Genomic DNA, 25,488 nt, shown 5'->3' with positions numbered 1-25,488 from the left:
GGATTTAATACAATTCCAAGGCTTTTGCTTGTTGCAATAAATCTACCATGTTGTCAACGTTTAATTTTTTCATTAAGCGCGCCTTATAGGTACTAACCGTTTTTTCATTCAGGTTAAGACCCAAGGCAACATCTTTGTTACGTTTGCCGCTCGCCAATAATTTAAGAACTTCAACTTCTCTTGTAGATAGTTTTCTAAAGAATCTACGTGGTTTTTGAGTTCCTTCATCAAAAGCCAAACGTTGTGCAAGTTCATTGGTGATAAACATATTTCCTTCGGCCACTTTCTTTACAGCAGAAATGATGTAATCAATATCAGATGCTTTTGAAAGGTAACCAAAAGCACCTGCTCTTATGGTACTTAGAGCGTAGACGTCTTCAGATTGTCCACTGTACATTAACACCTTCACATCAGGATATTCTTTTTTCATTCTCCTTAAAGTGGCGATACCATTAATCTCTGGAATGTCCATTTCTAACATTACCACATCAGGTGAAGTTGCTTCAAGCTTATTAAAAAGCTCCGAAGTAGTTGAAACATCCTCTACAACTTCAATTCCACTTGCATTGTTCAATACTTGTTTAACGCCCATTCTAATGATAGGATGGTTGTCCGCAATTAGCACTTTAATCATTTTGTTGATTTTTTCTAGATAAGTTCATACAATGTCATCCAAAACTACTGACAGACAATGTAAGATAAAAATATCTAATTTGGTTGGTAAAATTCAGTTATTTAGTTAATGTTTGGTATTATTTTCGATTTATGTATTTGATTTTTAGTTGAATGGTTATTTTAATGTCTCAGGAATCTTACAAATTGGTATTGGTATCATTTTATGTTGATTCACTGAATTCAATTTTTTAAATATAGTGAAAACTTGTTGTTTTCGGCCAGAAAAGTCGTTGGCGGACATGCCTTTATCGCTTTCTTCCATAGCCCACTCCAATTCAGGGTATGTGGCTCCTATTTGATCTTCATCAGTTCGGTCATCACCCCAGAGGCCATCAGTAGGTGCGGCTTTTATTATTTCTTCATTGATTCCCAATACTTTGGCAATTTCGTACACTTCGCTTTTCATTAAATCGGCAATCGGACTAAGGTCCACTCCGCCATCACCATATTTGGTATAAAAACCAACTCCAAAATCTTCAACCTTATTCCCTGTTCCAGCTACTAAATATCCGTTCAAAGCAGCAAAATAATATAGGGTGGTCATTCTGAGTCTTGCCCTGGTATTGGCTAAAGACATAAATCTATCCGCTTCATTCTCAACTGCGGGTACTGCGCTTATAAAATTATCAAAGACAGCGGTAAGCTCAACAGTTAAGTCACTTGTTTTGTCAAAATTGGTTTTCAGCCATGCAATATGATTTTGAGCTCTACTTACTTGGCTCTTTTCTTGGTGAATTGGCATTTCCAAACAAAGTAGGTCTAGACCGGTTTTAGCACATAAGGTTGAAGTAACGGCAGAATCAATCCCTCCGGAGATTCCAATAACAAACCCTTTAATTCCTGCATTTTCAGCATAATCTTTTAACCAAAGAACGATATGGTCAATAACTTTTTCGGTTTTCATGGGAGTTTTTATTTGATTAAAACGATTAACTTTGCCCGATAAAAATAAAGCCTTGCTCTTTAAGATTAAAATTTAAAGGAAATTACTTTATATGAAGAACCCATTTTATTTATTATTGGTATTTCTAATTATTATTACTGGTTGTGAATCGGAAGATAAGGTCAGTGAAGAAGTTAGCAAGATGTCTTTGGATTTAAAAGTGTCAAGATTTGATAATGAATTTGCCAATGCTTCGCCGGTTGATATTCCAAAACTTAGAAAAGAATACCCTTATTTATTTCCCGCCCCTGATAGTGTCTGGATTGCAAAACTACAGGACTCACTGCAAATGGAATTACGGGAAGAAGTAAAGGTTGAATTTAGCGACTTTGAAAAAGAGAAGGCAGATATTGAGTTGTTGTTTAAGTATATAAAATACTATTTCCCAAAATATGAGGTGCCTAGGGTAATTACGGTTACTAACACAGTAGACTATAATAACCGCATAGTTTTGGCCGATAGCTTATTACTTATTGGACTGGATAATTACCTGGGAGCAGAGCATAAGTATTATAGGGAGTTGCAGAACTACATCGCTTCGGATATGAATCGTGATTATATTGTTAGTAACGCGGCAAATGCATTTGCCAATAAAGTCGTTTCACGTCCAAGAGAAAGAACTTTCCTGGCGCAATTGATTTATCAGGGTAAAGTATTATATCTAAAAGATAAAATAATGCCCTTTCATTCAGATGAACAAAAGATAACATATTCGGAAGATGAATTGACATGGGCTCAGCTTAATGAAGAACCTATGTGGAGGTATTTTATTGAACGCGAATTATTATATAGTACGGATAGTAAATTGTCACAACAATTTTTAGACCCGGCCCCCTTTTCTAAATTCGGCTTGGAACTGGACAATGAGTCCCCTGGCCAATTGGGACGTTTTTTAGGATGGCAGATTGTTCGGTCTTTTATGGAAAAGAATGATGTTTCTTTACAACATTTAATGAACTTTTCGGCGGAAGAAATCTTTAAAAAATCCAACTACAAACCAAAGAAATAAATGGCAAAATCACACACATCGGAGATAACTTTAAAGGTGGGATTAGATGAAAATCGTGTTCCTGAAGAACTAACTTGGTCTGCAGAAGATGGAGGTATCAATAACGAAGACGCAAAAGCTATGCTTTTATCTGTTTGGGATAGTAAAAACCAAGAATCTTTGAAAATTGATTTATGGACAAAGGATATGCCCGTTGATGAGATGAAGGTGTTTTTTCATCAAACATTGGTATCTCTTTCCGATACGTTTATGAAGGCCACGCAGGATGAAAAAATGACGGCCACAATGAAAGATTTCTGTGATTATTTTGCAGAAAAATTGGAATTGAAAAAGTAAAGATTGCCCTCAATCGTTTGCGCTGATACAATTGTTCCAATGTATTGTCAAATATCGTCTTCAAGGTATTTTTCAGGTTATTGAAGTATGGAAGTCTTGTTGATAAGTCGTAAATTTATAGCTTGTTTTAATTCGTAATACGTCTGGACAATGGAAATGAAAAACGAAGAAATGTTCGATATTAATGTTCTGGGAAAAGCTTTATTTGATTCTCCTTTGGGGTTAAGTAAAGTTCAAGGTGATGATATATTCAATTTTGTCAACGAAGATGAAAAAATACTACAGAATATCTCTCTAAAAGAATTCAAGAAGAATACTGCTGATGCGAAGGAACCTTTAGCTATGGAAAAAGCGGGTCCGAGAGAAAAGATCTTTTTTGATCCCAAAAAAACCACAGCGGCAGTTGTTACTTGTGGGGGATTGTGCCCTGGAATTAATAATGTGATTCGAAGCCTTGTAATGGGGTTACATTACTTTTACGGTGTCAAGGAAATATTGGGTGTCCGTTATGGTTTTGAAGGATTAAACCCTTCATACGAGCACGGTTTTGTGAATCTAACGCCAGAATATGTCAAGGATATCCATGAATTTGGAGGAACAATTCTGGGTTCGTCCAGAGGTGGTCAGGATATTGGTATAATGGTGGATACCTTGGTTGATAATGGTGTTGATTTGTTATTTACCATTGGTGGTGATGGAACTTTAAAAGGTGCCAATGCCATTGGTGAGGAAATAGAAAAACGTGGTTTGAATATTTCGGTCATAGGTATTCCGAAAACAATAGATAACGATATTAATCTTATTGACAAGTCGTTTGGATATGAAACGGCTTATCATGTTGCAAATCCAATTATTAGGGATGCTCATAATGAAGCAACTGGTGCCTATAATGGCATTGCCATTGTAAAACTAATGGGTCGAGATAGTGGTTTTATAGCAGCATCAGCGGCAATATCAATGCCCGTTGTAAACTTTGTTTTGATTCCGGAAATGCATTTTGAACTCGAGGGTGAAAACGGATTTTTAGAAACGCTTAAAAAAAGGTTGGATTCAAAACATCATGCGGTTATAGTAGTGGCCGAAGGAGCAGGACAGAATCTTTTCAACAAAGATAAGAACGGGCAACTTACAGACGCCTCTGGGAATATTCAGCATGATGACATTGGGCTATTTTTGAAAAATAGTATAGCTGATTATTTTAAGAAAAATAACTACGAAGTCACCATAAAATATATAGACCCAAGTTATATTATTAGGAGTGCGCCAGCCAATCCTGGAGATAGCGTTTTTTGTAGCGGATTGGCTTATCATGCAGTACATGGAGCTATGTCTGGAAGGAGTAAATTTGTAGTCGGTCGAGTTAATAATCAATATGTATACTTACCGATAACAGCAGTAACCAACAAAAGAAAGAAAATTAATATGGAAGGCGGTTATTGGTACGCCGCTCTAGAAAGTACAGGACAGCCCTTTGAGATGCGCTAATTCTCTACTTTATCTTAACCGTCATTGGCCACCCTTCAAATTGTTGGGCATTTGGTTGTGTAACATCAACATATCTCGGCCAACATTCAAAAGTTGTTTCATTTGATTTTGTGTTGAACCTTATAAGTCCGTAACCACCTCCTTTTGAACTACTCTCAGGATTTACATAGGCATACATGCTTATTTTATTATTGAAACCATCCAAATAATCTCCAGTCCAGGGTAGTGATGTGTTGGTGTTTGGATTTGCCCCAGCTTTTTCATCTTCTGGCCACCACCACCTGCTATAATAGTCATTCACGATTGCGGGTACCACGAAGGCCCAGGGTCCATCTCCAAATTCATGTATACCCTGTTTTATAACTGTTGCTAAATGCTGGTCTCCAGCTATATGAACTGCACTCGCCTTTTTTATCAATCCGAGAGCTTTGTTTCTTCCAGTTTGGGGCCAACCGTTTGAGTCTAAATCTGCATGTAAACGATTCTCTTTTTGCCCATGAATATGAGCTCCGCCGCAGAAACCAGTTTGAGAGAGGACCACTTTCACTAACTCCGTATTTTGATTGCCCCAATCCTCTAAAAAGTGTAATTGACGGTTACCTAATAGTTTCAAGCCCTCTAAATCAATCGATGCTGGATCATATTCCGGATTTCTTATATGATCAGGCCTTGGTCCTTGTTGAGGTATTTTTCCTTTCGGCCCCGATTTGAACTTTCGATCTTCCAAAATCGCAAAATCAATATCACCCAATAATAGATTGGTATAATAAACGCCTATTCCTTGTTCCACAGGTGTAGGATCATAAGGGTCAGGTAAATGGGAAGTCTGGCACCGTTCCACCATTTTCACATATTCAGGATGATAGCGATAGCCGCCATCCGGACTGCCTTTTGCCGTGGAAACCTTGCCATTTTCACCCCATAGGTTACCTTGGCCAATATCATGATCATCAGGAATGGTAATGCAAGGTCGGTTTCTGAACGTCTCTTTAAATTGAAGTCCAAATTTTAGCCAAGCAGCTGTATGTTCCGTATGGTCATAGGATTGGTCGCCGGCGAAAAACATTAAATCTGGATTTTGATGATTAATGTTACGTACATAGTTTTCCCTTAATCCACGGTCTTTGTTAGAGTTACAGGACAAGGCAGCCAACACTACCTCGTTTTTGTTTTTTGGATCTTTGCGTATCAAACCCTCAAAAGTTGATTTCTCCCCATGGCGCAATCTATATTTATAGTTATTGGAGTCATCCCAATCTTCTACCCTAAATAGGGCAGACCACCCCAAATCGTTTACAATTTGATTTTGGATTTCTCGCCACATCCCATTTTCTTCAATTTCTAATCTAACTTCACGTGTTTCTTCTGGATATAATGGATATAACTGGGCACTTAGTTTTAGTGTTCTATTGGAAACCGTGTAAATTCCAAAGGCCAAAACACTATCCCGATTTACTTTTAGATTAATTATTGGGTTGTTCTTGCGATTCCACCAATCATTTATAGACAAAGTATCAACATTCGAAAAAGGTGAAATCACAGGTGGAATTTGTTCCTTTTTTTGCTCAGCACAGCCTAAAATGCAAATAAAGAATAGTGAAAGAATCAGTGTTTTTCTCATAGGAAGAATTTTAGTCATTTAAGGTAAGGGCACATTGGTTTGTATGACCAATGTGTTATTAAATATAATACTTTTAGATATTAAACACTTAGAGTTGAAATGCTGGAAAAAATAATCTTTGTTTATAATGCCAATTCAGGTAAGCATAATATGATACTTGATAGTCTTCATAAGATATTCAGTCCAAGTACCTACGAATGTAATCTTTGTGATATTACCTATGGAGTATTTGCTGAAAATAAAGTTTGGAAGAAATTTAGAAAAGAGACCAAGTTGAGCATGGAGTTTTTGCACAGGGATGAATTCACGAAAAAGTATGGGTCAAAGGCACAATTAAAATTTGAATATCCTGTGGTTTTGACTGTTGTTAGCGGTGATTTGAAGGTTTTGGTACAAACAAAAGAAATGAATGCAATGCAAAGAGCGGAAGATTTGATAAAAATAATTCAGCAAAGGGTTTGATCTCTTACTAGTTTTCTTTGAAGAATTCTTGATTTATACTTTCTATGTAGTGTAAGAGTTCGTCTCTGCCCATATTTTTTGAGGAGGAAGTAACAAAGTAATTAGGTGCTTCTTCCCAAACACCATTGAGCAATTCCTTGACATAGGAATTCACATTAGCCTCCATTTGCTTGGGTTTCAATTTATCTGCTTTTGTGAAAATGATGCTAAAAGGAATCATGTTTTCTCCTAGGTATTCCATAAACTCCATGTCAACCTTTTGGGGTTCATGACGAATATCTACCAAGACAAAGGCGCTGACCAATTGCTTGCGCTTTATAAAATAGTCGGTGATATATTTTTGAAAAGTCCTTTTGTCCTTTTTTGAAACACGGGCGTAGCCATAGCCTGGTAAATCTACCAGAAACCAATTGCCATTTATTTTGAAATGGTTTATGAGCTGTGTTTTTCCAGGTCTTCCCGAGGTTTTGGCGAGACTTTTACGTTCGGTCAACATATTAATGAGCGAAGACTTACCTACATTTGAACGTCCTATAAAAGCATACTCAGGTAAAGGTTCATTAGGGCATTTGGCAACATCGGAATTGCTCATTACAAAGTCTGCCGACTTTATTTTCATAAAATTGAATTTTAGAAATTTCGTTGCTCTAACCAAGCATCAAGAATCTCGTTGAATTGATCAGGGTGTTCCATCATTGGTGCGTGACCGCACTTTTCTATCCAAAACAGGTCAGAGTCAGGTAATAACTCATGAAATTCCTCCGCGACATTTGGTGGAGTAACCGAGTCATTTTTCCCCCAAATAATGCAGGTGGGGTTTTTCATTTTGGGAAGATCCTTTGACATATTGTGACGAATGGCACTTTTCGCAATTGAAAGGGTCTTAACTAATTTCACCCTATCATTTACAGTTGCAAAAACCTCGTCCACAATTTCTTTGGTAGCTACGGCAGGATCATAAAAAACATCTTGCGCTTTTTTCTTTATGAATTCATAATCCCCGCGCTTGGGATAACCGTCACCCATGGCACTTTCGTAAAGCCCTGAGCTACCGGTGATTACCAAAGCCTTAACCATTTTTGGGTATAATTTTGTATGCAATAGTCCAATGTGTCCGCCTAAAGAATTACCCAAAAGAATAACATCTTTTAGACCCTTGTATTCAATGAATTTCTCTAAATATTTAGCGAAGCTTTTTACGTTGGTCTTCAATAGTGGCATTGTATAAATCGGAAGCTCGGGAATCAAAACTTTATATCCTTTTTGTGGAAAATGTTCGGATACACCTTTGAAGTTGCTCAACCCGCCCATAAGACCATGTAAAATTATAATAGGTGTTCCTTCTCCCTTTTCAATATATCGATATTTGCCTTCTGTAATAATCTTTTCTTCCATTCAGAACACTTCTGGTCTTAATTGGCAAATATAGGCAATTCCTCAAAATTCCTGTCCATTGCTGCCATATTGTAATTGGAAGGTTGGGATATTCTTCGAACAATGCCTCCAAAGTTGAACGAAAACATAATCTCATTCGAATTCAATAACCATCCCATTTACTTCAAAATGAATTGAATTTATCAACAAAGTGGTAAATAGTGGTAAATAGTGGTAATAATTTATATATATTTGAGTTATAAATAGAGAAATTGGCCTTTTGGCGTGATGAATTTTAACGAAGCATATTATTGTAAAGCTGATGCCAAAGGTAGGGTAATGTTGCCTTCTGCCCTAAAAAATAGGTTATTGCCTGTTTTGAAAGATGGTTTCGTTCTGAAACGATCAGTGAGTGGAGCATGCTTGGAATTGTGGCCAATGTCCCGATGGAATGATATGATGTTGAACATTAAAAAATTGAATCGTTTCGTCAAAAAAAACAATGACTTTATCCGCATTTTTATGGCTGGGGTAAAGGAGGTTGAAATTGACAATGCCGGTAGGTTGTTGATTCCGAAGAATTTAATGGGAATTGCTGGTATCACGAAGGAAATAGCATTAAGCCCGTCTATTGATATTATAGAAATATGGGACCAGAATAATTACGAAAAGGCCATTAAGATTTCAGATAAGGAGTTCGAAGTTTTGGCCGAGGAGGTAATGGGTGATTTTGGAGAAAATATTCCCGATGTATCATAATCCGGTACTCTTAAAAGAGTCTGTTGAAGGACTGGATGTAAAGAAAGATGGAGTTTATGTTGATGTGACATTTGGTGGAGGAGGTCATTCCAAGGAAATATTGAAAAGACTAGGGCCTAAAGGTAGGTTGTTGGCATTTGATCAAGATGAAGATGCTTTGGACAATAAATTGGGTGATGAACGTTTTACGTTGATCAATGAAAATTTTAGGTATATAAGACAGTTTCTGAAGTTCTATGGCATTCGAAAAGTAGATGGGATTTTGGCTGATTTTGGTGTTTCATCACATCAGTTTGATAAAGCTGAACGTGGGTTTTCAACACGTTTTGATGCTGATTTGGACATGCGAATGAGTAAAAAAAATAGTGTTTCGGCCTATGATGTAGTAAACTCATACGAGTTTAATGATTTGAGGAAAGTTTTATTTCAGTATGGAGATTTGCGAAATGCAAATGCAATGGCCAATAAGATTATAACGAGCAGGGAGGAGGCTCCAATAAAAACCTCAGCACAGTTAAAAGAGGTGTTGAGGCAGTTTTTGCCAAAGCATAAAGAACATAAGATATTGGCCCAGATATATCAGGCTATTCGCATAGAGGTGAATCAGGAGATACAGGTAATAAAAGAGTTGTTGGAGCAGGTTCCCGAGTTGTTGAATCTTGGAGGTAGATTAAGTGTGATAAGTTATCATTCCTTGGAAGATCGATTAGTTAAACGGTTCATTAGGGCCGGATTATTTGAAGGAGAACCGGAGAAAGATTTTTATGGAAACATCGATGTTCCCTTGAAAAAAGTTGGAGGATTAATAGTTCCATCTCGCGAAGAAACAGCTTTGAACAATAGAGCACGTAGCGCCAAATTAAGAATAGCAGAACGTATTTAAGGTTAAAATGAAAAAAGGAATTCTAGATGTACTAAAAGGCAAGTTTTTGGTCAGTGGCGATGCTCCACGAAATTGGCTGTTTATAATTTTTGTTTCGTTTTTGGCAACAGTAATGATAGGAAGCTCACATAGCGCTGATAAAAAAGTACATCAAATTGCAGCTCTAAATGAAGAGGTCAAGGAGCTGCGTAGTGAATTTGTTGACCTGCGGTCAGATGTTCAAAGATTAAAGTTGGAATCTACAATTACAAAAACAGTCGAGGGAAATGGATTGTATCCATCAGAAACACCTCCAAAGAAGATAAAAGTAAAATCTGAAAAGGATTAATGGCAGTTACCGAGAAAAGCATATTGACCAGGTTGTACGTTGTGGCGGGTTGTCTATTCCTGTTTGCTGGTATAGTGCTTTTTAAATTGGTGAGTATTCAGATGGTACATGGTGAAAAGTACAGGGGTCTTGCCATGAAACGAACGGAAAAAGTATTTACTATAGCTCCAAATCGAGGAAATCTATATTCTGATGATGGCAGCCTTTTGGCCACATCAGTATCAAGGTATACTATTCGTTTTGATGCTGTTACAGTTAGTGATACCGATTTTAAAGAGCAGGTCAAACCATTATCCAACTCTTTGTCCAAGCTTACAGGCAAAACATCTTCCTATTACCAACAACTTTTACGAAAGGCAAAAGCAAATAAAAACAGGTATACACTTTTAGCAAGAAATCTTGATTATTCCGATTATATGTCGGTCAAGGAGTTCCCTTTATTGAATAAAGGGCCTTATAAAGGTGGGTTGATCGTTGAGCAGAAAACAGTAAGAGAGCATCCGTTAGGTAAAATTGCTGAAAGAAGTGTTGGGTACGAACGTAAAGATGAAAACGGTTATTACACTAGGGTTGGACTTGAAGGTGCTTTTGGACAATATTTGCGAGGGGTTGAAGGTAAACGTCTTAAGCAGAAAATTGCCAAAGGACAATGGAAGCCTATCGGGATGGATAATATTATTGAGCCTAAAGACGGTTATGATGTAATATCCACAATCGATATTAATATTCAAGATATTGCCCATCACGCCCTTTTAAAACAATTGGAGCATTATAAAGCGGACCACGGTACCGTGATTGTGATGGAAACCAAAACAGGTGAAGTTAAGGCGATTTCCAATTTAGGAATGACCAAAGAAGGTAAGTACTATGAGCGCTTGAACTATGCCATCGGTGAGTCCCATGAACCGGGTTCTACTTTCAAATTAATGAATATGGTTGCTGCGCTTGAAGATGCGGTTATCGATACCAGTGCAGTCGTAGATACGGGTAAGGGATCTTGGAAAATATATAAGCACCGTGTCAAAGATTCCAAGCATGGTGGGTATGGTAAAATTTCTTTTGCCAAAGCATTTGAAGTTTCCTCAAATACGGCATTTGCCCAAGTCATTCATAATAATTATAAAGAAAATCCTGAAAGATATGTTAACCGTTTGCGAGGTATGCAATTACATCAAGAATTGGGGCTTCCGATAAAAGGCGAGGGGACACCTGTACTCCGTAATCCTGGTGATAAAGGGTGGTCAGGGCTTTCATTAGCACAAATGGCATATGGTTATGAGGTCTCAATGACACCATTGCAGGTACTCACATTCTATAATGCAATCGCCAATGATGGGGAAATGGTAAAACCCCGAATGATAAAAGAGGTAAAAGAATGGAATAGGTCGGTTATTAAATTTGAAAAAGAGGTTATCAACCCTTCAATATGTTCGGAAGAGACCGCTGCAAAAGTGAAACAATTATTGAAAAATGTTGTGGAGAAAAAGCATGGTACGGGTCATAAACTGTATTCTCCCAACTTCTCAATGGCAGGAAAGACAGGTACAGCTCAGAAAAACTATGTTTCTAAAGACCCAGATAAATTAAGGTACATATCAACTTTTGCTGGTTATTTCCCGGCAGAAGAACCAAAGTACTCTTGTATTGTAGTTATTCATGAACCTGATAAAAGTGTTGGGTATTATGGTGCTGATGTATCAGGTCCTGTTTTTAAATCTGTGGCGCAAAAAGTTTATGCGACCAACCCATTGATTGATGAGGTTCAGATGCTGAATTCTGAGAATCAAAAATTGGACGAGTCCTATCAGAAATACTATGTGGAAGCCCAGAAAAAATACAATAAGGTGCCGAATGTAAAAGGAATGTGTGGAATGGATGCTGTGTCAATCCTTGAGAACCTCGGAATCAAAGTTGAAGTTCGGGGCAATGGAAAAGTTAAGAAGCAATCTATTTCGCACGGAACGGATATTAATAAAGTGGATAAAATCGTATTGGATCTTTCATGAAGTTGCTAAAAGACATATTATTTGGAGTTGGCCTTACCGCAGTGAGCGGGTCCACCAATCTAATGGTAGGTACTTTATGTTTTGATTCGCGGAAAGTAAAATTAGATGATGTCTTCGTAGCTATAAAAGGCACTTTAACCGATGGCCATAAGTTTATCGAAAAGGCTATTGATTCTGGTGCGGTTTGCATAGTCTGCGAGACCATGCCAGAACAATTAGTAAATGGGGTTACATATGTTGAGGTAGATAGCGGTAATAAGGCATTGGCAATAATGGCCTCCAATTATTATGATAACCCATCCAAGAATTTGAAATTGGTGGGAATTACTGGTACTAATGGTAAGACTACTATTAGTAGCCTTTTGTATCAACTGTTTAAAAAGGCAGGATTTAAGGTGGGGTTGATTTCCACTATAAAAATAATGGTTGACGATAAAGAATATGCCACAAGTCATACCACTCCCGATGCAATGACCATAAACGAGCATTTGGATTTAATGAATGAAGAAGGTGTGGAGTTTTGCTTTATGGAGGTGAGTTCTCATGGCATTCATCAAAAACGGACTGAAGGTTTGGTGTTTGAAGGCGCTATTTTTACCAATCTTACACATGACCATTTAGATTACCATAAAACATTTGCAGAATATCGGGACACTAAAAAATCGTTGTTTGATAAGTTGCCAAAAAATGCTTTCGCACTTACCAATGTTGATGATAAGAACGGACTGGTAATGTTGCAAAACACAGCGGCAAGAAAGTTTACATATGCTTTAAAATCATATGCTGATTATAGGGCACAAATTCTGGAAAATCAGTTTGACGGTCAATTGTTGAAGGTTGATGATGATGAGTTATGGACCAAACTTATAGGTCACTTTAATGCCTATAATGTTTTGGCCATTTATGCCACGGCAGATTTGTTAGGCCTGGAAAAATTGGAAACGCTTCGATTATTAAGCGAATTGGATAATGTAGATGGCAGATTTCAATATTATATATCAAAGGAGAAAATTACGGCAATAGTTGATTATGCCCATACGCCGGACGCCCTAAAAAATGTGCTCGAGACAATCGGCACATTGAGGACTGGAAATGAAAACGTCATCACCGTTGTGGGGTGTGGTGGCGACAGAGACAAGTCTAAGCGTCCGGTAATGGGTAATATCGCTTCACAAATGAGTAATAAGACCATTTTTACATCAGACAACCCACGAACGGAATCCCCGTCTGTAATTATTGAGGAAATGGAAGCAGGTGTTGAGCCTCAGAATGTCAAAAAAATACTATCAATAGAAAACCGTGAACAGGCAATAAAAACCGCTTGTCAGTTAGCAACGGCAAACGATATTATTTTGGTGGCTGGGAAAGGCCATGAGACCTATCAGGAAACAAACGGAAAGCGAATTGATTTTGATGATTTCAAGATAATAACAGATGTATTAAAAAGTCTGGATAAGTAAAGAGTTTAATAAGAAGAACAAGGAATGCTATACTATTTATTTGAATACTTGGAGAATGAATATCAAGTGCCGGGAGCTAGCCTTTTTGGGTTCACGACTTTTAGGGCAGCTATGGCTATTCTTTTTTCTTTGCTTTTAGCAACTGTTTATGGTAAAAAAGTAATTCTTTTTCTTCAACGTAAACAAATTGGTGAGAGTATTCGCGATTTGGGTTTAGACGGTCAGAAACAAAAAGCGGGTACGCCAACAATGGGTGGTTTGATTATTATTATGGCCACTTTGATACCGGTTTTATTGTTCGCTGACATTATGAATATCTACATAATCCTGTTGATAGTTACTATTCTTTGGATGGGTACAATTGGATTTATAGATGATTATATCAAAATCTTCAAAAAAGATAAAGCCGGCCTAAAAGGAAGATTCAAAATATTGGGCCAAGTGGTTTTAGGATTAATTGTAGGTGCAACGCTATATTTTCATCCTGAGGTAACCATGCGTGAACATGATAAAAGTATAATTACTGAACAATATACCGTAGAACAGGTAAAGGGAGAGGATATAAAATCTACAAGAACAACGGTTCCATTCATAAAGAATAATGAATTTGATTATGGGAATCTTATATCATGGGCTGGAGATGGCGCAAAGGATTATGTCTGGTTGATATTTGTTCCTATGATAATTTTAATTGTGACTGCCGTTTCTAATGGTGCCAATCTAACCGATGGCATTGACGGATTGGCGGCGGGTACATCGGCTATTATCGTTTTTACTTTAGGGGTTTTTACTTGGGTGTCTGGTAATATTATTTTTTCGGATTATCTGGACATTATGTATATAACCGGAGTTGGTGAACTTTTGGTTTTTGTAACGGCTTTTGTGGGTGCGTTGGTCGGATTTCTGTGGTATAATGCTTTTCCGGCGACAGTCTTTATGGGAGATACTGGGAGTTTAACTATTGGAGGGGTAATTGCCGTCATTGCTATTATCATTAGAAAAGAACTATTGATTCCAATTTTATGCGGAATCTTCTTTGCTGAGTCGATTTCTGTAATGCTGCAAGTAGGTTATTTTAAGTATACCAAAAAGAAATTAGGTGAGGGAAAACGAATATTCCTTATGGCGCCATTACACCATCATTACCAGAAAAAAGGGTATCACGAGAGTAAGATAGTAACGCGTTTTTGGATTGTGGGAATTTTGCTTGCGATTATTACAATTGTGACACTTAAAGTACGTTAGATGGCACGATTGGTAATCCTTGGTGGAGGAGAAAGTGGAGTGGGTACAGCCATTTTAGGATTGAAAAAAGGATTTGAGGTTTTTGTCTCAGATAAAGGCAAAATAAAGAAAAAATATAAAGACGTTCTTGAACATATTGGGATTAATTGGGAAGAAGAAAAACATTCAAAAAGTGTAATTCTGAATGCCGATGTTGTTATGAAAAGTCCGGGAATACCTGATACGGTTCCTTTAATAAAAGAATTAAAGGAGAAGTTGATTCCGGTCATTTCTGAGATTGAGTTTGCTGCAAGGTATATTGATGCAACCATCATTGGCATAACAGGTAGTAATGGAAAGACCACTACAACCATGCTAACCAACCATATTTTCAAAGAGGAAGGTTTGGACGTAGGTATGGCAGGCAACATTGGGGACAGTTTTGCTAAAATGGTCGCAGAGAATGACCATGATAATTATGTCTTGGAAATAAGCAGTTTTCAATTGGATGGTATAAATGATTTTAGGCCTCACATAGCTATAATCACCAACATTACTCCTGATCATTTGGATCGCTACGAATACAAGTTTGAAAACTATGTTGCTTCGAAATTTCGAATCGCAGAGAATCAATCGAAGGAAGATTACCTTATTTATGACGCTGATGATGAGGTTATAGTAGAATGGTTGAACAAGCACCCAGTTAAATCCATATTAATGCCTTTTTCAATTAAGAACGAATTGACTCAAGGGGCATATTTAAAGAACGATAGAATAATTATTAAGACAAATAACGAGACTTTGGAAATGATGACAAGTACACTAGCATTAGAGGGCAAGCACAATTTAAAAAATACCATGGCGGCAGCCACGGCCGCTAAATTAATTGGAATCCGTAAGGAAACCATACGTGCAAGTATTGCCAATTTTCAAGGCGCGGAGCATAGATTGGAAAAAGTATTGAAGATCCAGCATGTTCAATATATCAACGATTCCAAGGCTACGAATGTGAATGCAACATACTATGCCCTGGATAGTATGAGTGCACCTACTGTGTGGATTGTTGGCGGAGTGGATAAAGGAAATGATTATAAAGAATTAATGCCCTTGGTGCGTGAGAAGGTAAAAGCAATCATTTGTTTAGGTAATGATAATTCAAAAATTGTTGATGCATTTGGCAATGTGGTCGATTTAATGGTTGAGACCTACGCTATGGAGGAGGCCGTTAAGGTGGCCTACAAAATAGCCGAACGAGGTGATACTGTTTTATTGTCTCCGGCATGTGCCAGTTTTGATCTGTTTGAGAATTATGAGGATAGAGGGCATCAATTTAAAGAAGCGATTAAAAATTTATAGAAGTGTTGAATTTCTTTAAAAATATCAAAGGTGATAAAGCCATTTGGGCCGTAGTGGCACTTCTGGCCTTGTTTTCATTTTTGCCCGTTTATAGTGCGAGCAGCAACTTGGTCTATGTAGTTGGTAATGGAACTACCAGTGGGCATTTGATCAAGCATGCTCTTCTGTTGTTTTTGGGTTTTGGAATTATTTATGGTGTACATAAGATACCTGCACACTTTTTTAAGGGCTTGTCATTAATTGCCATGCCTATTGTTTTGGTGTTGTTGGTATTTACTTTGGCGCAAGGAACAACTATCGATGGAGCTAATGCCAGTAGGTGGATACGTATTCCTCTGGTTGGGTTCACTTTTCAAACCTCAAATCTAGCTGCTGTTGTATTGATGATCTATGTGGCTCGCTATCTTACTAAAATAAAAGATGACGTTATAACATTCAAAGAAAGCATTCTTCCACTATGGGTCCCGGTTTTCTTGGTGATTATACTTATTCTACCTGCCAACTTTTCAACTGCTGCAATTATATTTTCAATGGTTTTACTATTGTGTTTTTTAGGAGGTTATCCGATGAAATATTTAATGGGTATAATAGGAACGGGAATATTGTGCTTAACCATTTTTGTGTTAACAGCTAAAGCAGCGCCAGATTTGTTTCCTAACCGTGTGGATACTTGGATAAGCAGAATAGAAAATTTCTCAAACCCTGAAGATACCGAAGCTGATTACCAAATAGAAAGAGCTAAAATAGCAGTTGCCTCTGGAGGAATAGTGGGTAAAGGTGCCGGTAAAAGTGTGCAAAAGAACTTTTTGCCACAGAGTTCATCAGATTTTATATATGCGATTATAGTTGAGGAATACGGTTTGGTTGGCGGTTTTGTGTTGATGTTCTTCTATCTGCTATTGTTGTTTCGCATAGTGGTAGTGGCCAATGGGAGTCAAACTATTTTCGGGAAACTTCTAGTTTTGGGAGTTGGTCTGCCCATTGTTTTTCAGGCGTTGATAAATATGGCAGTTGCGGTAGAATTATTTCCGGTTACAGGTCAGACTTTACCACTGATCAGTAGTGGAGGTACATCAAGTTGGATGACATGTTTGGCAATAGGAATTATTCTGAGTGCTAGTAGAAAAAGCGACATTTTAGAGAGAGAGGATACTGAAATTGATGATACAAATCCGTTAGAAGTATTAAGTGGGCAATTATAGATTTATACTATCCGGAGGCGGCACAGGAGGGCATATTTACCCTGCGATTGCCATAGCAAATGAGTTAAAAAAAAGACATCCAAATGCCGAGTTCTTGTTTGTCGGGGCCAAAGACAGGATGGAGATGGAGAAAGTACCGCAAGCAGGATATAAAATAGAAGGATTATGGATTTCTGGGTTACAAAGGAAACTGACCCTAAAAAATTTAATGTTTCCATTTAAATTAATAAGTAGTTTGTTCAGAGCAGGTAAAATATTGACCAAATTCAAACCTCATGCAGTTGTTGGCACTGGAGGCTTTGCCAGTGGGCCATTATTGAAAGTGGCTTCGGGTAGGGGCATACCATGCGTGTTACAGGAACAAAACTCTTATGCTGGTATAACCAATAAGCTGTTAAAAGATAAAGTAGCCAAGATTTGTGTGGCCTATGATGGAATGGAAGCCTTCTTCCCTTCAAATAAAATTGTAAAAACTGGTAATCCGGTCCGTGGTGATTTGGTCCGTTTAGGAGCTGATAAAAAACAGGCATTGGATTTTTTCGAATTGGATAATAGCAAGCCAACGTTGTTGATATTGGGGGGAAGTCTCGGAGCGCGTCGAGTTAATCAACTAATAGAACAAAAGTTGGATTATTTCAAGGAGCTGGGCATTCAGTTGATTTGGCAATGTGGTAAACTTTATTTTGAAGAATACAATAAGTACAATTCGGAAACCGTAAAGGTCATGGATTTTTTGAATAGAATGGATTATGCATATACCTCAGCTGATATAATTATTTCAAGGGCAGGGGCAAGTTCGGTTTCAGAGCTTTGTATAGTAGGTAAGCCCGTAATGTTTATTCCATCTCCAAATGTTGCGGAAGATCATCAAACAAAAAATGCAATGGCTTTGGTAAATGAAGAGGCTGCGTTAATGATCAAAGAAAAAGATTTGGATGATGATTTTGAGAACGCTTTCAGTGCGTTGTTCGAGTCAAAATCAAAACAGGGGGATTTAGCAAAGAATATTCAAGAATTGGCACTTCCAGATGCCACAAAAAATATAGTTGACGAAATAGAAAAGTTGTTGGTTGTTTAAATGGATTTGAAAAAAATAAATAGCGTTTATTTCATAGGCATCGGAGGCATAGGAATGTCCGCCTTGGCACGCTATTTTAGGTTCATTGAAAAGAATGTGGCAGGTTATGATAAAACCGAAACACCGTTAACTCAAGAGCTGGAGGCACTAGGGATAGATATTCATTATAATGATGATTTGAAAGCAATTGATGATTGCTACAAAAATACGGAGGATACGTTGATAATTTATACACCCGCGGTTCCCAAAACACATTCTGAATATCAATATTTCCTATCAAAAGGATTTGAGGTTCATAAGCGTTCCGAGGTGTTGGGAATGATTACAAAAGATACTTTTTGTTTTGCTGTTGCCGGCACCCACGGGAAAACCACTACCTCAAGTATATTGGCTCATTTGCTCAATGAGACGGGAACGCCTTTTACTGCATTTTTGGGAGGTATATCAGAAGACTTTAATAGTAACTTTTTATTTAGGGGCTCGGATTATTCTGTCGTTGAAGCTGATGAATTTGATCGTTCGTTTTTAAGACTTTATCCCGATGTGGCCTGTATTACCTCAATGGATGCCGACCATCTTGATATTTATGGTAATAGCGAAGAGCTTACTAAGTCATTTAATGATTTTGTTGGTAAAATAAACCCAGATGGAAAATTGTTTGTTAGGAATGGTTTGCCACTTGACGGCATAACATATGGGATTGAAGATGATTCAGATTATTGTATTCGAAACTTAAAAATAGAACATGGTGCCTACATTTTTGATTTGAAAACTCCTAAGACAACATTGTCAGGAGTTAAATTCAACAAACCCGGAAAGCACAATTTGCTTAACGGATTGGTTGCTTTTGCAATGGCGATAGAGGCTGGTTCCCCTCCCTATCGCCTTGCTGAAGCTTTAGGTACTTTTAAAGGTGTGCAACGTAGATTTTCATATAAAATCAAAGAAGATGATTTTGTATTTATCGATGACTATGCGCATCATCCAACTGAAATAAATGCCGTTTACGATGCTATTGCAGAAATGCATCCTGATAAAAATGTACTTGCGGTTTTTCAACCACATTTATTTTCAAGAACAAGGGATTTTGGCGACGATTTTGCTGAAAGTCTATCAAAATTTGATAGTATTCTGTTATTGGAAATTTATCCGGCCAGGGAGCAGCCAATTGAAGGAATCACTTCGAAGTGGTTGATGAAAAAAATTGATAATGACAATAAGAAATTAATTGGGAAATCAAACCTTATCCAAGAAATAAAAGCACAGAGCCCAGATGTCTTGGTGACTATGGGAGCTGGGGATATTGGTCTAGAGGTATCAAGAATAAGAAAAGAATTTGAGTATGCGAATTAATTGGAATTACATTAAGATGATTGCTCTATTACTTGTGATTATGGGGCTTTACGCGTTTTCTAATCATAGGAGCAAGGAAAAAAGTGTTAAGGGGCTGAATATAGAATTCGTTGGGGATCAGAACCTTTACATAACTCAGGGCATGGTTAATAAATTGTTAATACAAAATTACGGACCCCTCACAAATGTGCCCAAAGAAAATTTAGTTTTGAATACTATAGAGAAGGTCATTGAGGCCAATGAAATGGTGAAAAGTGCCCAAGTTTATCTTACTGTAAACGGTGAGCTTACGTCAAAAATCGTGCAACGCAAGCCAATCGGACGAATCGAGGGGAATTCTAAGTTTTATCTGGATGATGAAGGTAAAAGTATGCCATTATCCATGAGTCATTCTGCTAGAGTTCCAATAATCACTGGTAAGGTGACAGGAAAAAGTCTTGAGGATGTTTATGAGATTTTAAAGTACATAAACCAAGATGATTTCTTGAGAAAAAATGTGATAGGTATTCATATTGAGGATGATGAAAGATACCAGTTGAAGTTTAGAATGGAGCAGTTTGTAGTGAATTTGGGAGGAGTTGATAATCTAGAGGAAAAGTTCAACAACTTCAAAGCATTTTATGTAAAGGCAAACAAGGATGAAACCTTGGAAGAATATAATGTTGTGAGCTTAGAGTTTAATAATCAAGTAGTGTGCACCAAAATATAATATAGAAAATGGAACAAGGTAAATATTCAGTTGGTTTAGATATCGGAACTACAAAAATCGTTGCCATAATCGGTAAGGAAAATGAATACGGGAAGATAGAAATACTTGGTATTGGTAGGTCAAAAAGTTTGGGTGTACACAGGGGTGTTGTTAACAACATCACACAAACGATACAATCTATACAACAAGCCGTTGAAGAAGCAGAGGTTAATTCTGGTTTAAAAATAGGTTCTGTTGTTGTAGGTATTGCTGGCCAGCATATACGCAGCTTACAACATAGCGATTATATAACCAGGGCAGATGCCGAAGAGGTCATCAACGAGGATGATTTGGATAGATTGTGCAATCAGGTTTATAAACTGGTGATGTTGCCGGGTGAGGAGATTATTCATGTATTGCCTCAGGAATATAAGGTTGACGGCCAAGCAGAAATAAAGGAGCCTATCGGAATGTACGGTGGTCGTTTGGAGGCTAATTTCCATGTGGTGGTTGGTCAGGTTTCCTCAATAAAAAATGTAGGGAGATGTATTAAAAGTGCAGGTCTTGATTTAGGAAAAATTACCCTTGAACCGTTGGCATCTTCTGATGCAGTATTAAGTCAGGAAGAAAAAGAAGCTGGTGTTGCGCTCATTGATATAGGAGGCGGAACTACTGACCTTGCTATTTTTAAGGATGGTATTATCAGGCACACTGCGGTTATACCTTTTGGGGGTGGTGTTATCACTGAAGATATCAAAGAAGGTTGCTCAATCATTGAGAAGCAAGCTGAATTGTTGAAAATAAAATTCGGGTCGGCATGGCCAGGGGAGAACAAGGATAATGAGATTGTTTCTATTCCTGGCTTGAGAGGCAGGGAACCAAAAGAAATAACCTTAAAAAATCTTTCAAAGATCATTCATGCAAGAGTAGTTGAGATTATTGAGCAGGTTTATGTTGAGATCAAAAACTATGGTCACGAAGAGCAAAAGAAAAAGCTGATAGCCGGTATAGTTTTGACGGGTGGCGGTAGTCAATTAAAACACCTTAAACAGTTGGTGGAATATATTACAGGAATGGATACAAGGATTGGATATCCAAATGAACATTTGGCGGGCGATACCGATGAGGCGGTGGCCAGCCCTCTATATGCAACTGCAGTAGGTCTTTTGATGAATGCTGTTAAAAATAATGGTATGGATATCATTTCGCATGAAGAAGAAGTCCAAGAAGAAATGGCATACGCCGACTCTGAGAGTATGAAGACCAGCTCTAAAATTCCAGCAGGTGAGCGCAAAACAGTATTTGATAAATGGTCTGAAAAATTGAAAGATTTCTTGGACAACGCGGAATAAATGGCGTAGAAAATATAAACACTATAAAAACCAGTAATATTAACAATATGAGCAAGAACACTGAAATTGAGAGTATCTCTTTTGATCTACCTAAGAATCAAAGCAATGTTATAAAAGTCATTGGAGTAGGAGGAGGTGGTAGTAACGCCATTAATCACATGTTTGAAGCCGGCATCAACGGAGTTGACTTTGTAATTTGTAATACAGATTCCCAAGCTTTGGAGAACAGTGCAGTTCCAAACAAAATACAACTCGGCGTTTCACTTACCGAAGGCTTAGGAGCTGGTGCGAACCCTGAAGTTGGTGAGCAAGCTGCCATTGAAAGCATGGAAGATATAAAAACCATGTTGGACAATACTACAAAAATGATATTCATCACCGCTGGAATGGGTGGAGGAACAGGTACTGGTGCTGCTCCTGTCATTGCCAAACAAGCAAAAGAGATGGATGTTCTGACCGTAGGTATTGTGACCATGCCTTTCCAATTTGAAGGTAAAATGCGGTGTCAGCAAGCCCAGTTGGGTATTGAAAAACTTCGTGCCAATGTTGATTCGCTCATAGTCATCAACAATAATAAATTAAGGGAAGTATACGGTAATTTGGGATTCAAGGCTGGTTTCTCCAAGGCGGATGAAGTATTGGCAACTGCCGCTCGTGGTATTGCCGAGGTAATAACACACCATTATACCCAAAACATAGATTTACGCGATGCTAAAACTGTCCTTTCAAATAGTGGTACAGCAATTATGGGCTCTGCAATGGCCTCAGGTTCCTCAAGGGCCAATGAAGCTATTATGAAAGCTTTGGATTCACCATTGTTGAATGACAACAAAATATCAGGAGCCAAGAATGTATTGTTATTGATAGTATCTGGTTCCCAGGAAATCACTATTGATGAAATTGGTGAAATCAATGATCATATTCAAGCGGAGGCTGGTCACGGTGCCAATATTATTATGGGTGTTGGTGAGGATGATACTTTAGGTGAAGCGATTGCTGTAACAGTTATTGCAACAGGTTTTAACCTTGATCAACAAGATGATATTGTAAATACTGAATCCAAAAAAATAATTCACACGCTAGAGGAAGAGCAAAAAGCGGAGCAAGATTTAACGCCCAAGAACATTGTTCATCAATTGGTAGAGGAAGAAGAGAATGACGAACCTCAGATGATTACTGAAATTGAGGAGTTGGATGGTTTAGACTTGATTCCAACGACGAACTACATTAAGAACTTTAACGTGTTTTATGAAGAGGTGGTCGCGGAAAATGTTTCTGAAGATGATTTTGTGATATTTGACGCAAAAGACTCAGTTAAAGATATTGAAGTTGTTGACCCAGAGGTGGTTTCATCAAAGAAGATAGAGGAAGATCAATTTGCCATAAGTTTTGATTTGCCCCTGGCGGAAAGTACTGAGGAGGATAAAGAAAATGTGATTTTGTTCAACCTTGATGATGATGTTAAGGATATGGATGTTAATGAGCATGTCGAGGTCATTCCTGTTTTGGAATATAATAAAGAAGGTGAAACCCGATATAGTCTGGATGATTATATGGAGTTGGAAAATCAATTGACCGGTGCCAAATCAAAGGCAGAGGAGTTCGAGCCAAAAATAATAGAGGATGAATTGGTTTTCGAAAAGAGAACTTTAGGTGCTGAGGGTGAAGAAGCAGTGACAACGGCCAAAACGAAAGAGGTGGATCCAATGGACAGCCCCATCGAAGAGTTGTTGAAGGAAAGAGCAGATGAACGTCGTAGAAAATTAAAAGACTTCAATTATAAATTCCAGAATGGTCTAAGCAATATAGATGAGATTGAAAAAGAGCCGGCCTATAAACGTCAGGGAGTAAACTTGGACGAAAATTCTATTCAGAATAAAGTTTCAAGAACTACCCTGAGTGAAGATAGTAATGATGAAATTCAGTTGCGTTCCAACAACTCATTTTTGCATGACAATGTAGATTAATCTCTAATTGAACAACCTGCTGTGAACCCGAAAATAGAAACTATTTTCGGGTTTGTTTTTTTATCTTTGTAATTCTAAAATAATCAGATTATGAGCTTACAGAAACAAGTAATGGAACAAATGAAATCAGCAATGAAGGCAAAAGACACGGTTGCTTTAGAATCATTGCGAGCAATCAAATCTGCATTGCTATTGGCGCAAACCAGTGGTAAAGGGGGGGAGTTATCTGAAGCTGATGAGACCAAGCTGGTTCAAAAGTTGGTAAAGCAGAGAAAAGATAGTGCCGCTATTTTTACCGAACAAGGTAGAGACGATCTTGCTGCGCCTGAACTGGCCCAAGTAGCTGTTATCGAACAGTTTTTGCCGGAACAATTGACTGAGGAGGAAATTGAAAAAGTAGTGGTACAGACTATCGATGCCGTCGGTGCTCAGGGTATGAAAGATATGGGAAAGGTCATGGGGATGGTATCAAAGGAATTGGCCGGTCAAGCAGATGGCAAGACCATTTCTACCATAGTTAAAAATAAACTATCTTAGCGCCCTTGTAAAATAAAACGGCCGCGTGGCGCAACTGAATAGCGCATCAGATTTCGGCTCTGAGGGTTGGGGGTTTGAATCCCTTCGCGGTCACTACAAGCATAGAACCATACCATTTTTGGTGTGGTTCTTTGTTTCTATGAAATGCTAAGCAATGATTTAAGCTCTTGGTTGGTTCAAATGACACTTCAACGAATTTCCATTATAATCCGAAATAATATAATGTACGAGACGTTCTTTTTATGTTAACCCCATATCTAGAACTATATGATACCTACTTACCCTAAGAGAGCAGTTACCACTGTACAAACATTCTTTTTAGTTTTTTTTCTAATAATATCCTCTTGTTCCAAAGATAATGTTGTCGATATATTAGATAGCGAGGAGAATGGAGAAAATGAAAATCCTATTGCCCCAGATGATTCGCAATTGGAGAACAACTTTGTTTTAGACGAAAGCAATAGAGTGGTTAATTACATTTTACCTAAGATTGAATATGATAAATATTTGGAGGATGAGGGCGATTTTTCTTTGATTTCGAAAAAAATCTATGAACACTTTAATGATGATTTTGATTTCATTTTTGTGTTATCCAACGAAGAAGAAGTACCCCAAGATTTGTATTATGGAATTTCTTATAAAGTACAGAATCATGTTGAAGGTATTGGCTCAGGAATCTATGATGGTACTGTTAACTATGGTTCCGCTGGTCGTTTAAAAAGTGTGATTCATTTACCTGTTCCTGGCTTGGTCAAAAACGGCCCTTTCTTGCATGAAATCATGCATTACTGGGGCAATCAAGGGTTTGTTCCTACTACTGTTGGTGGTCATTGGGGATATGCCAATGTTGGCGGACAACTTGGTGGTTTTGATGCGTTGGTTGAACTGGGAAACAATACCTATCAAGGTAAAATGGAGGGTGAAAATGGATTTGGGACTTTTGCCAATGGAGGAAATTCTGTTCCCTACGGAAACTTAGAACTTTATCTTATGGGTCTAGTGGGCGTTGACGAATTAAAAGATATTCAATATGCTGATAATCCGGAATCCCAAGGCTCAGGTAAATTCACGGCTGATGAAATAATTACCAGAACACCTGCCCAATTGGTATCTGAGCATGGTAGTCGAATACCTTCTGTACAGGATTCTCAAAAAGAGTTCACTGGAATAACGGTTATACTTTCGCATGAGAAAATGTCTGATAGTGAATTGGCTAACATAAGTACAAATCTGGAGAATTTTTCCCGTAAATCAGCCCCAGATGGTTCTTGGAATGGTCTTTATAATTTTTGGCAGGCCACACAGGAAAAGGCAACCCTTACTATTCAACTTTCAGAAGACAATTTGAAATAAACTGCTGTAAGGATTTTTGCCAATTCATTAATGTTCA

General features: G+C 37.8%; 25 protein-coding genes and 1 tRNA gene. 20 read left to right on the top strand and 6 right to left on the bottom strand.

Annotated elements, in window-relative coordinates:
• Window positions 1-4: 4 nt before the first annotated feature.
• Both FB2170_RS00905 and nadE read right to left on the bottom strand, forming a co-directional pair.
• On the bottom strand, window positions 5-634 hold the full coding sequence (locus FB2170_RS00905; RefSeq protein ID WP_013304608.1) for a response regulator transcription factor: 630 nt from the start codon (window positions 632-634) through the stop codon (window positions 5-7).
• Window positions 635-790: 156 nt separating this feature from the next.
• Window positions 791-1,579 carry an NAD(+) synthase gene (gene nadE / locus FB2170_RS00900; protein ID WP_013304607.1) on the bottom strand — a complete coding sequence of 263 codons (789 nt, stop codon included), beginning with the start codon at window positions 1,577-1,579 and terminating at the stop codon, window positions 791-793.
• A 91-nt stretch (window positions 1,580-1,670) separates the two neighbouring features.
• Between nadE and gldB the strand changes: the two genes are divergently transcribed.
• The 3 genes from gldB to FB2170_RS00885 all read left to right on the top strand — a co-directional run bounded on the left by gldB (window position 1,671) and on the right by FB2170_RS00885 (window position 4,448).
• Window positions 1,671-2,627: a gliding motility lipoprotein GldB gene (gene gldB, locus FB2170_RS00895; RefSeq protein WP_013304606.1), complete on the top strand. Its 957-nt coding sequence runs from the start codon at window positions 1,671-1,673 to the stop codon at window positions 2,625-2,627.
• Window positions 2,628-2,963, top strand: coding sequence for a gliding motility protein GldC (gldC, locus tag FB2170_RS00890; RefSeq protein WP_013304605.1), 336 nt, complete (start codon window positions 2,628-2,630; stop codon window positions 2,961-2,963). It begins immediately after the preceding gene.
• A gap of 156 nt (window positions 2,964-3,119) precedes the next feature.
• Complete coding sequence (locus tag FB2170_RS00885) at window positions 3,120-4,448, top strand: ATP-dependent 6-phosphofructokinase (protein WP_041632964.1); 1,329 nt, start codon at window positions 3,120-3,122, stop codon at window positions 4,446-4,448.
• A gap of 4 nt (window positions 4,449-4,452) precedes the next feature.
• On the opposite strand, the gene FB2170_RS00880 is transcribed toward FB2170_RS00885, so the two are convergent.
• Window positions 4,453-6,069, bottom strand: a complete 1,617-nt coding sequence (locus tag FB2170_RS00880; RefSeq protein ID WP_049782660.1) for an alkaline phosphatase D family protein — start codon at window positions 6,067-6,069, stop codon at window positions 4,453-4,455.
• A 99-nt stretch (window positions 6,070-6,168) separates the two neighbouring features.
• On the opposite strand from FB2170_RS00880, the gene FB2170_RS00875 reads away from it, so the two are divergent.
• Window positions 6,169-6,531, top strand: coding sequence for a hypothetical protein (locus FB2170_RS00875; protein ID WP_013304602.1), 363 nt, complete (start codon window positions 6,169-6,171; stop codon window positions 6,529-6,531).
• Between the two features lie 7 nt (window positions 6,532-6,538).
• On the opposite strand, the gene yihA is transcribed toward FB2170_RS00875, so the two are convergent.
• Genes yihA through FB2170_RS17310 form a run of 3 tightly spaced genes read right to left on the bottom strand, consistent with a single transcriptional unit; the run spans window position 6,539 to window position 8,084 of the window.
• Window positions 6,539-7,150: a ribosome biogenesis GTP-binding protein YihA/YsxC gene (gene yihA / locus FB2170_RS00870; protein WP_013304601.1), complete on the bottom strand. Its 612-nt coding sequence runs from the start codon at window positions 7,148-7,150 to the stop codon at window positions 6,539-6,541.
• An 11-nt stretch (window positions 7,151-7,161) separates the two neighbouring features.
• Window positions 7,162-7,926, bottom strand: a complete 765-nt coding sequence (locus tag FB2170_RS00865; RefSeq protein WP_013304600.1) for an alpha/beta fold hydrolase — start codon at window positions 7,924-7,926, stop codon at window positions 7,162-7,164.
• Between the two features lie 17 nt (window positions 7,927-7,943).
• Entirely contained in the window at window positions 7,944-8,084 is a 141-nt protein-coding gene (locus FB2170_RS17310) for a hypothetical protein (protein WP_013304599.1), read from the bottom strand.
• 109 nt (window positions 8,085-8,193) lie between these two features.
• On the opposite strand from FB2170_RS17310, the gene FB2170_RS00860 reads away from it, so the two are divergent.
• From FB2170_RS00860 to FB2170_RS00785, 16 genes are all read left to right on the top strand, one after another.
• The gene (locus tag FB2170_RS00860) at window positions 8,194-8,664 is read left to right on the top strand and encodes a division/cell wall cluster transcriptional repressor MraZ (RefSeq protein WP_013304598.1); all 471 of its coding nucleotides are present in this window, start codon (window positions 8,194-8,196) and stop codon (window positions 8,662-8,664) included.
• Window positions 8,654-9,547, top strand: coding sequence for a 16S rRNA (cytosine(1402)-N(4))-methyltransferase RsmH (gene rsmH / locus FB2170_RS00855; protein WP_013304597.1), 894 nt, complete (start codon window positions 8,654-8,656; stop codon window positions 9,545-9,547). The genes FB2170_RS00860 and rsmH overlap by 11 nt, the downstream gene beginning before the upstream one ends.
• Before the next feature lie 7 nt (window positions 9,548-9,554).
• Window positions 9,555-9,875, top strand: coding sequence for an FtsL-like putative cell division protein (locus FB2170_RS00850; protein WP_013304596.1), 321 nt, complete (start codon window positions 9,555-9,557; stop codon window positions 9,873-9,875).
• Window positions 9,875-11,881 (top strand): penicillin-binding protein, encoded by a 2,007-nt coding sequence (locus FB2170_RS00845; protein ID WP_013304595.1) that lies wholly within the window; start codon window positions 9,875-9,877, stop codon window positions 11,879-11,881. Before FB2170_RS00850 ends, FB2170_RS00845 begins: the two co-directional genes overlap by 1 nt.
• Entirely contained in the window at window positions 11,878-13,341 is a 1,464-nt protein-coding gene (locus tag FB2170_RS00840) for a UDP-N-acetylmuramoyl-L-alanyl-D-glutamate--2,6-diaminopimelate ligase (RefSeq protein WP_013304594.1), read from the top strand. Before FB2170_RS00845 ends, FB2170_RS00840 begins: the two co-directional genes overlap by 4 nt.
• Before the next feature lie 24 nt (window positions 13,342-13,365).
• Window positions 13,366-14,586, top strand: coding sequence for a phospho-N-acetylmuramoyl-pentapeptide-transferase (gene mraY, locus FB2170_RS00835; RefSeq protein ID WP_013304593.1), 1,221 nt, complete (start codon window positions 13,366-13,368; stop codon window positions 14,584-14,586).
• The gene (murD, locus tag FB2170_RS00830; RefSeq protein WP_013304592.1) at window positions 14,587-15,921 is read left to right on the top strand and encodes a UDP-N-acetylmuramoyl-L-alanine--D-glutamate ligase; all 1,335 of its coding nucleotides are present in this window, start codon (window positions 14,587-14,589) and stop codon (window positions 15,919-15,921) included. It begins immediately after the preceding gene.
• Between the two features lie 2 nt (window positions 15,922-15,923).
• Window positions 15,924-17,123 carry an FtsW/RodA/SpoVE family cell cycle protein gene (locus tag FB2170_RS00825; RefSeq protein WP_013304591.1) on the top strand — a complete coding sequence of 400 codons (1,200 nt, stop codon included), beginning with the start codon at window positions 15,924-15,926 and terminating at the stop codon, window positions 17,121-17,123.
• Window positions 17,110-18,201, top strand: a complete 1,092-nt coding sequence (murG, locus tag FB2170_RS00820; RefSeq protein ID WP_013304590.1) for an undecaprenyldiphospho-muramoylpentapeptide beta-N-acetylglucosaminyltransferase — start codon at window positions 17,110-17,112, stop codon at window positions 18,199-18,201. Before FB2170_RS00825 ends, murG begins: the two co-directional genes overlap by 14 nt.
• On the top strand, window positions 18,202-19,554 hold the full coding sequence (murC, locus tag FB2170_RS00815) for a UDP-N-acetylmuramate--L-alanine ligase (RefSeq protein ID WP_013304589.1): 1,353 nt from the start codon (window positions 18,202-18,204) through the stop codon (window positions 19,552-19,554).
• Entirely contained in the window at window positions 19,544-20,263 is a 720-nt protein-coding gene (locus FB2170_RS00810; protein ID WP_013304588.1) for a cell division protein FtsQ/DivIB, read from the top strand. Before murC ends, FB2170_RS00810 begins: the two co-directional genes overlap by 11 nt.
• Before the next feature lie 8 nt (window positions 20,264-20,271).
• Entirely contained in the window at window positions 20,272-21,594 is a 1,323-nt protein-coding gene (ftsA, locus tag FB2170_RS00805) for a cell division protein FtsA (protein WP_013304587.1), read from the top strand.
• Window positions 21,595-21,641: 47 nt separating this feature from the next.
• On the top strand, window positions 21,642-23,561 hold the full coding sequence (ftsZ, locus tag FB2170_RS00800; protein WP_013304586.1) for a cell division protein FtsZ: 1,920 nt from the start codon (window positions 21,642-21,644) through the stop codon (window positions 23,559-23,561).
• A 90-nt stretch (window positions 23,562-23,651) separates the two neighbouring features.
• Complete coding sequence (locus tag FB2170_RS00795; RefSeq protein ID WP_013304585.1) at window positions 23,652-24,098, top strand: GatB/YqeY domain-containing protein; 447 nt, start codon at window positions 23,652-23,654, stop codon at window positions 24,096-24,098.
• A 19-nt stretch (window positions 24,099-24,117) separates the two neighbouring features.
• Window positions 24,118-24,191 (top strand) — tRNA-Arg (locus FB2170_RS00790).
• A gap of 174 nt (window positions 24,192-24,365) precedes the next feature.
• Window positions 24,366-25,451, top strand: a complete 1,086-nt coding sequence (locus FB2170_RS00785; protein WP_013304584.1) for a hypothetical protein — start codon at window positions 24,366-24,368, stop codon at window positions 25,449-25,451.
• Window positions 25,452-25,488: the final 37 nt, after the last annotated feature.

Source organism: Maribacter sp. HTCC2170 (assembly GCF_000153165.2).
GTDB lineage: Bacteria > Bacteroidota > Bacteroidia > Flavobacteriales > Flavobacteriaceae > Maribacter_A.
This window is presented reverse-complemented; position numbering and strand designations above follow the sequence as displayed.

Coding starts and splice junctions, on each gene's coding strand:
- FB2170_RS00905 (WP_013304608.1), bottom strand. CDS start 634: ATGATTAAAGTGCTAATTGCGGACAACCATCCTATCATTAGAATGGGC.
- nadE (WP_013304607.1), bottom strand. CDS start 1,579: ATGAAAACCGAAAAAGTTATTGACCATATCGTTCTTTGGTTAAAAGAT.
- gldB (WP_013304606.1), top strand. CDS start 1,671: ATGAAGAACCCATTTTATTTATTATTGGTATTTCTAATTATTATTACT.
- gldC (WP_013304605.1), top strand. CDS start 2,628: ATGGCAAAATCACACACATCGGAGATAACTTTAAAGGTGGGATTAGAT.
- FB2170_RS00885 (WP_041632964.1), top strand. CDS start 3,120: ATGAAAAACGAAGAAATGTTCGATATTAATGTTCTGGGAAAAGCTTTA.
- FB2170_RS00880 (WP_049782660.1), bottom strand. CDS start 6,069: ATGAGAAAAACACTGATTCTTTCACTATTCTTTATTTGCATTTTAGGC.
- FB2170_RS00875 (WP_013304602.1), top strand. CDS start 6,169: ATGCTGGAAAAAATAATCTTTGTTTATAATGCCAATTCAGGTAAGCAT.
- yihA (WP_013304601.1), bottom strand. CDS start 7,150: ATGAAAATAAAGTCGGCAGACTTTGTAATGAGCAATTCCGATGTTGCC.
- FB2170_RS00865 (WP_013304600.1), bottom strand. CDS start 7,926: ATGGAAGAAAAGATTATTACAGAAGGCAAATATCGATATATTGAAAAG.
- FB2170_RS17310 (WP_013304599.1), bottom strand. CDS start 8,084: ATGGGATGGTTATTGAATTCGAATGAGATTATGTTTTCGTTCAACTTT.
- FB2170_RS00860 (WP_013304598.1), top strand. CDS start 8,194: ATGAATTTTAACGAAGCATATTATTGTAAAGCTGATGCCAAAGGTAGG.
- rsmH (WP_013304597.1), top strand. CDS start 8,654: ATGTATCATAATCCGGTACTCTTAAAAGAGTCTGTTGAAGGACTGGAT.
- FB2170_RS00850 (WP_013304596.1), top strand. CDS start 9,555: ATGAAAAAAGGAATTCTAGATGTACTAAAAGGCAAGTTTTTGGTCAGT.
- FB2170_RS00845 (WP_013304595.1), top strand. CDS start 9,875: ATGGCAGTTACCGAGAAAAGCATATTGACCAGGTTGTACGTTGTGGCG.
- FB2170_RS00840 (WP_013304594.1), top strand. CDS start 11,878: ATGAAGTTGCTAAAAGACATATTATTTGGAGTTGGCCTTACCGCAGTG.
- mraY (WP_013304593.1), top strand. CDS start 13,366: ATGCTATACTATTTATTTGAATACTTGGAGAATGAATATCAAGTGCCG.
- murD (WP_013304592.1), top strand. CDS start 14,587: ATGGCACGATTGGTAATCCTTGGTGGAGGAGAAAGTGGAGTGGGTACA.
- murC (WP_013304589.1), top strand. CDS start 18,202: ATGGATTTGAAAAAAATAAATAGCGTTTATTTCATAGGCATCGGAGGC.
- FB2170_RS00810 (WP_013304588.1), top strand. CDS start 19,544: ATGCGAATTAATTGGAATTACATTAAGATGATTGCTCTATTACTTGTG.
- ftsA (WP_013304587.1), top strand. CDS start 20,272: ATGGAACAAGGTAAATATTCAGTTGGTTTAGATATCGGAACTACAAAA.
- ftsZ (WP_013304586.1), top strand. CDS start 21,642: ATGAGCAAGAACACTGAAATTGAGAGTATCTCTTTTGATCTACCTAAG.
- FB2170_RS00795 (WP_013304585.1), top strand. CDS start 23,652: ATGAGCTTACAGAAACAAGTAATGGAACAAATGAAATCAGCAATGAAG.
- FB2170_RS00785 (WP_013304584.1), top strand. CDS start 24,366: ATGATACCTACTTACCCTAAGAGAGCAGTTACCACTGTACAAACATTC.